This is a genomic window from Allobosea eneae (assembly GCF_042657265.1).
In the GTDB taxonomy this organism is placed as follows: domain Bacteria; phylum Pseudomonadota; class Alphaproteobacteria; order Rhizobiales; family Beijerinckiaceae; genus Allobosea; species Allobosea eneae.
This window is the reverse complement of the sequence record NZ_JBHSLW010000146.1, coordinates 1-5,818: the sequence shown is the minus strand read 5'-3', so window position 1 is coordinate 5,818 and position 5,818 is coordinate 1. Positions and strand designations below refer to the sequence as shown.

At 61.1% G+C, this 5,818-nt stretch carries 7 protein-coding genes and 1 pseudogene; 3 read left to right on the top strand and 5 right to left on the bottom strand.

The genetic code is table 11. The annotated features are described in order from the left end of the window. Window positions 1–79 precede the first annotated feature (79 nt). Window positions 80–283 (bottom strand): annotated as a pseudogene (locus tag ACFPOB_RS31080) (efflux RND transporter permease subunit); the annotation flags it as partial. A 35-nt stretch (window positions 284–318) separates the two neighbouring features. Here ACFPOB_RS31080 and ACFPOB_RS31075 point away from each other — a divergent pair. After that, window positions 319–519, top strand: a complete 201-nt coding sequence (locus ACFPOB_RS31075) for a transposase (protein WP_377801988.1) — start codon at window positions 319–321, stop codon at window positions 517–519. Between the two features lie 58 nt (window positions 520–577). On the opposite strand, the gene ACFPOB_RS31070 is transcribed toward ACFPOB_RS31075, so the two are convergent. From ACFPOB_RS31070 to ACFPOB_RS31060, 3 genes are read right to left on the bottom strand one after another with little or no spacing between them, the layout of a single operon-like run. After that, window positions 578–883 (bottom strand): helix-turn-helix domain-containing protein, encoded by a 306-nt coding sequence (locus ACFPOB_RS31070; protein ID WP_377801987.1) that lies wholly within the window; start codon window positions 881–883, stop codon window positions 578–580. Next, window positions 784–1,326, bottom strand: coding sequence for a Tn3 family transposase (locus ACFPOB_RS31065; RefSeq protein WP_377801989.1), 543 nt, complete (start codon window positions 1,324–1,326; stop codon window positions 784–786). Before ACFPOB_RS31065 ends, ACFPOB_RS31070 begins: the two co-directional genes overlap by 100 nt. After that, on the bottom strand, window positions 1,326–2,240 hold the full coding sequence (locus ACFPOB_RS31060; protein ID WP_377801986.1) for a DUF4158 domain-containing protein: 915 nt from the start codon (window positions 2,238–2,240) through the stop codon (window positions 1,326–1,328). Before ACFPOB_RS31060 ends, ACFPOB_RS31065 begins: the two co-directional genes overlap by 1 nt. 128 nt (window positions 2,241–2,368) lie before the next feature. Here ACFPOB_RS31060 and ACFPOB_RS31055 point away from each other — a divergent pair, with 128 nt between their 5' ends. After that, window positions 2,369–2,974, top strand: a complete 606-nt coding sequence (locus ACFPOB_RS31055) for a recombinase family protein (RefSeq protein ID WP_011950671.1) — start codon at window positions 2,369–2,371, stop codon at window positions 2,972–2,974. Continuing rightward, the gene (locus ACFPOB_RS31050; RefSeq protein ID WP_011950670.1) at window positions 2,971–4,335 is read left to right on the top strand and encodes a DUF7986 domain-containing protein; all 1,365 of its coding nucleotides are present in this window, start codon (window positions 2,971–2,973) and stop codon (window positions 4,333–4,335) included. Before ACFPOB_RS31055 ends, ACFPOB_RS31050 begins: the two co-directional genes overlap by 4 nt. 288 nt (window positions 4,336–4,623) lie before the next feature. On the opposite strand, the gene ACFPOB_RS31045 is transcribed toward ACFPOB_RS31050, so the two are convergent. Further along, on the bottom strand, window positions 4,624–5,547 hold the full coding sequence (locus ACFPOB_RS31045; RefSeq protein WP_377801985.1) for a hypothetical protein: 924 nt from the start codon (window positions 5,545–5,547) through the stop codon (window positions 4,624–4,626). Window positions 5,548–5,818: the final 271 nt, after the last annotated feature.

The window sequence follows — 5,818 nt, the reverse complement described above, 5'->3', positions numbered from 1 at the left end:
AAGGCAAATACAAAGTGCCACAGCATATTCCGGCAGTTTTAAATTAACACTTGGATTGAATAGGAAGTCATTTTGATTGTCATGTCTCCTTAGTTTGAAGATTTGACGCAATTACCACCGGATCGCGTGATTTGCGATCGCGGTGTAAGGCTCTGTATAGCGCTGGAATAACGAAAAGAGTTAGCAGCGTTGATGAGATGATGCCACCGATAACGACTGTCGCAAGCGGTCGTTGGACTTCGGAGCCTGCCCCAACATTCAGGGCCATTGGAACGAACCCTAGGCCTCGTGGACAAAGCTTGACCTGAGACACGCGGATTGATTCAAGGCTTCTTTTTGGAGGAAGCCTTGGGCGAGCGGATCGGTCTGACGGACGAGGAATGGGCGTTGATTGGGCCTTTGCTGCCGGCCGAGCACGGGCGCGGTTGCCGACCGGCGCAGGACAACCGCCGCTACTTTGAGGGCATGATGTGGTTGGCGCGGACGGGCGCGCAGTGGCGGCATCTCCCCGACGATTAGGGGGCACCTCAAGGTTTTACCGCCAGAATACGCTAAGCCGGACAAACCGGGAACGTGATCAGGCCGCGGTCTGAGGAGATTGGGTTCGAGCGAGGGTCCGGTACACCGTGGGCCTTGAGACGGAGAACACCTCGGCCAGATCGCTGATCGAATAGTCGCCGGTATTGTGCATCCGGCGCAACTCGGTCTGCTGCTTCTGGGTCAGCTTCGGCGGCTTGCCACGCAGCTTTCCTTTCGGCCCCTGTGCATTGTAGGGACACAGATTCACGGTAGCGGTTTGATGAGCAGCGGCATGAGGCCATTGGCGTCGAGATCGAGGCGATCGGACCAGACGTAATCGCCGGTGAGATTGATGCGATCCCATCCCAACGGTGAGAGCCGGGACAGCATAGCCGGATCGATCTGGCTTCCTCGCTGGCGCATTTCGTCAATGGCGCGCCCGAGATAGCGGCAGTTGAACAGGATGATCGCAGCGGTGACGAGGTTGAGAGCGGCTGCTCGGGTCTGCTGGTTCTCCAGGCCACGGTCGCGAAAACGGCCGAGCCGATGGAAGGCGACTGCCCGGGCAAGGCTGTTGCGGGCCTCGCCCTTGTTCAACTCGGCAGTGACAGTACGGCGCAGAGCCGGATCCTCGAACCAGCGCAACGTGAACAGCGTGCGCTCGATCCGCCCGATCTCGCGCAGCGCCGCGGCGAGGCTGTTCTGCTGGCGATAGGCAGACAGCTTCTTGAGGATCAGCGAGGGCTTAACGGTGCCGTCGCGCATGGCACAAATGACACGTTCAATATCCGGCCAGTGGCTAACGATCAGGTCCCGGTCGAGCCTGTGACCGAATAGTGGCGCAAGCCTGCCGTAAGCGTGGCCTCCAGCTCGCGCAGCGTAGCAAGCAGGATGACCCGCCTGCGGGAAGCGCGCATCTGTTGGAAAGCCTGGGCGGTATAGCGCACGCCTTCGCGGGCGAACTGCGTCAGGCGTGGCTCGTGCAGGGGATCGACCGGAACACAGGCAATACCGGTCCTGTGAATCAGCGCGACCTTTTCGAGGATTTCAGCGAGCGAGGCTGACGCTACGCGGGGCTCCGGTTCGCGCAACCACGACAAGCGGCTCTGTCGGTGATGCACCTTCTCGTCGACCAGCGTATCGAGACGCTGACGCATATCCGCATCGAGTTTATCGTCGACTGCGGCGACCAGATCGGTTTCCGCCCGCAGCATCGCCTCGGCCGCCATCCGCTCGACTACGCTGATGCCGGGGATGACGATGCGCCGCGTGCGCAGCTCGTCGAGCAGTCGATCGAGCAGAATACGCCCGTCCACGATGGCCATGGCTTCGGTTTCTAGCCAGGTCATCATGATGCCGCGCGCTGGCCGGCTGAGATCGGTGAAGCCGAAGCGCGCCTTGATGGCGGCAAGCTGATCGTAGCGGGTCGGCGCTCGCCGCGCGAAGTCGGCGATGGCGCCTGCATCCACCCCGACCTGCTCGGCGATATGCTCGAGCATGATCGCAGGCAACAGCTCGCCTGCGCGCAAATGCCGCCCCGGATAGCGCAGGCAGCAGAGTTGCAGGGCGTAGCTCAACCGGGTCGCCGGAGTGCGTGCGGTGCCGATCGCAGCAAGGTCCTCGGCATCGAGGCCATGGTGTCGCACCACCGCCGCCTCGCTGTCGGGCAAAGCAAGCAACGCGGCGCGCTGCCGCTCGGTCATCGGAATACGTGCGGGCATGTTTCATCCTCCAAAAACCTCTTGCCTTTTGCCCGCTTAATGAAAGAGGATTGTGAAAGGTGGAAGGCCGCAGAAATCCGCGCATGCTGTTTCCGCCTCCGGATACGGTCGTTTGTGAAAGATACTGGATGACGCGCGAACCCTATCTGATCGGCTATGCCCGCGTGTCGAAAGGCGACGAGCAGTCGAACGCCGCGCAGCGGCGCGCGCTTGATGCGGCGGGCTGCAAGCGCGTGTTCGAGGAGACCGCCAGCGGGGGGCGATGGGACCGACCCAAGCTCCTGGAGATGATCGGCCAGTTGCGCGAGGGAGATGTCGTCGTCGTCTGGAAGCTCGACCGGCTGTCGCGCAGCCTGAAGGACATGCTGCACATCATGGAGCGAATTGAGTTGGCGGGAGCGGGCTTCCGCTCGCTGACCGAGGCGATCGACACCACCACCGCGGCAGGGCGGATGATGATGCAAATGGTGGGAAGCTTCGCCGAGTTCGAGCGGGCCATGATCCGCGAACGCACCAGTGCCGGCCTTGCTCAGGCCCGCGCAGAAGGACGGATCGGCGGGCGCCGGCGCAAGCTCGGCGACAAGCAGCGCCGTGAAATCGCCGAGTCCGTCACGTCCGGCCGCAAGTCCGGTGCCGAGATGGCGCGGCTCTACGGCGTCAGCGAGCCCACCGTCTCGCGCATCGTCGCCGCGCACCGCCAGCAATTCAGCCAGCAGCAGAGGGAACAGGCATGAAGCGTGGTCACGATCTGTCCGGCGTCATGAAGTTCGCCACCTCGCCGGCCTGGGCCGATCATCTTCGCGATGCGCTCGGCGATCATCTCGGGCTGGCGATGGAGGAGTTCGACTTCGAAGCGGACGAGCTGGCGGACATCGTCGGCGATCATTGGGCCGGCGTGTTGTGGGGATGCGCGTTCGAGGATCTGCTCACGCGCACCATCGAACCCGAGGACCGGAACATCGTTGATGACTATATTCGGCGCCGGGGCTGGAACGAGAGCGGCTCGACCAAAATCTACCTGCGTGCCCTTCGATCGTCGGTGATGAGCCTCCACGAGGTGAGCGAGGTCGAGCCCGGGAGCGGCTTCCTTGTGCGTGACCTGATTCAGGGCGGCGAGCCGCTTCGAGTATCCGAGCGCAGCGCCTCGCAGACGCTGAAGCAATGGGACAGGATCGGTGCCCGCGTCGTGCAGGTCGGAGGCAAGCACCTCCTGTCGGGCGGCGTGCTGTCGTTCACGATGGAGGCGGCCGAGGCGCTCGTCGCCGATCTGCGGCGCTCGAAAGGCAAGCGCAGCCCGCGCACCGCGTTAAACCTAGACGCCGACGATCTGGCCGCACTTCCGGCCCTCATCAGCACGACATGGCTGTTCGATGTCGTTCCCAAGACCATAGGACCGGCGTCCATCCCCACGCTGCACAACAGTGATGGCGAGGAGGTGGTGTTCCACCGCGTGCGCTTTCCCTTCGCACGCGGCGTGACCCAGGCGCTCGTCGGCGAGCGGCTCGATACTGTCTCTGCGTTTCAGCGGGAAACCACGCACTTTTGGAACTGGCTGGGCGAGAAACCGGGCGGAAAAGCGAGAAGCACTGGGCGCATGGCGTGGGGTGTGACAATGGCGGACGGCACCCCGGTGCTCGGCAATGTCGAATTGAAAGGCCGCGCCCTGATTCTCGCCGTCACCTCGGCCGAGCGGGCGAAACGCGGCACCGCGCTCATGACCGATGCGCTCGCCGGGTTGGTCGGCTCGCCGCTGACCACGATCGAGACGGTCGAACAGGCCATGGCGGCGCGGGTCGAGGGACTGACAACGTCCGAACCGGCACCCGCCATTGCGCCAGAGGTGGCAACCCCGCTCATCCATGCCATGCTCGACCGTCAGTACCTCGCGACGCTCGATGAACCCGTCGGCATGCTTGGCGACATCACCCCGCGCGCGGCCGTTCGAACCGCTGCGGGCCGTGGCCGAGTGGCGGGATGGCTCAAGTATCTTGAAAACCGCAGCAGCAGCAGTCAGCTCGACCGGAACGACCCGATGGTCACCTACGACTTCACTTGGATGTGGAGCGAACTTGGCATCGAGAACCTGCGCAAATAGCTCGCTACCGCCGACGCCTACCGTGAATCCGTGTCCTGATAATGCACAGGGGCCCGCAGCGATGCAGCAATCGCAGCACCGCTCCGTCCAGCAGGCCGCGAGCTACTACAACGATGCCGACCGGCAGCTCACCAAGGCTGCCCGGTTGACGTTGTAGCAACCGGACCGCGGGCCAAAAGCATCGGGAGAACCAGTCGATCGCGCTCCTAAAAACTTCTTGGTTGCAATAAAGCACAATATATCGCGTGGCGTGCGCTCATGTTGGCGTCTGCGCTTCTAAAATTCCTCTTAATCTAACAATAGCGGCACCAGATACGCAAAAACATCGCCGGCCGCCAGACCATTACGCGCCCGTAAATCAAAATAGATCGCACAAAGTTCGACCGGCATCTCTTCCGGCAAGACCCGATATATTTCGCCAACCCACTCAATATAGCCACCCTCCTCCATCTCGACGACAGCATCAGCAACTTTGCCCATATCGAGGATGCCGCCCCGGGATTCGTACCATGCGCGGGCAATGTCCTCGAAGTCGCCAGGTTCAAGGACCTTACTTCCACCACCGAACGCCCTGCAGAGAAGATCGAGCGTGAAAACGTCGCCGAGTGTCGGCACATCTTGAAAGTACTCCCTGGCCGCGCTGAGAACCGGATCGTCACGGCAGAGAAGCCGAGTCGTCGCAGCCTGCAAATCCCATTCAGACAGCAGCGTGAGGCCACGGACTTGCTCTGGGTTTACAATTGTGAGGTTGGCGTAAGTTTTCATTTCCGAGGATATCATGCGAATTTGACTTCGGTGCTCATAAGCATCCGTGCACAGCAAAAGAAAGTAGTGATCGACGCCAACGTTCTGCATGGCTTCTGTATATTGCGCCTTTAGCGTCTTCACGAAGGCCTTATCCCGCCCGGATGCCCACTCCGAGAACTCGTGATAGCTTTTGATTTGCATTCCCACTCTTTGAGCGCCGTCATCCGAGTCGTATTTAAGAAGAATATCGACGCCGTCATCGCGCATGCCCTGAATATCATGGCAACCTGCGCGGTAAGCCTTGTACGATCCAAGGATCTGCAACCCTATGGCCTGAAAATGCGGGCACAGATCCGCATCGTGCCTCTTCGTCTTGAACCAGTCTGTGTCAGCTGTAGTCGAGCGCGACTTTTGAAGTAATTCCGCGAGTGTTTCTGCGGGTGAGAGCGCGTTTGTGATAAACATCATCCAATCTCAGCGAGCCTAAGCCTGGATTCAAACATAGGGTAATCGCTGAAAAACACCACGCTTAACGCGCATGCGGGCTGCCACCTGAGAAGGGTCTTGGAAGCAACGCGATCAAACGATCGGTTATCCGTATCTTCTGCATTTGGAAAACCGCCGCTCCGGCGTTCTCTCAGAGTCCGTCCCGGAACTCATGACGCTCGCGCGATGCGGCGGATAAGAACCATGGCGGCGGCTGCGTAGAGGAAGGCCGTCGCGGAGGCGATGGTGG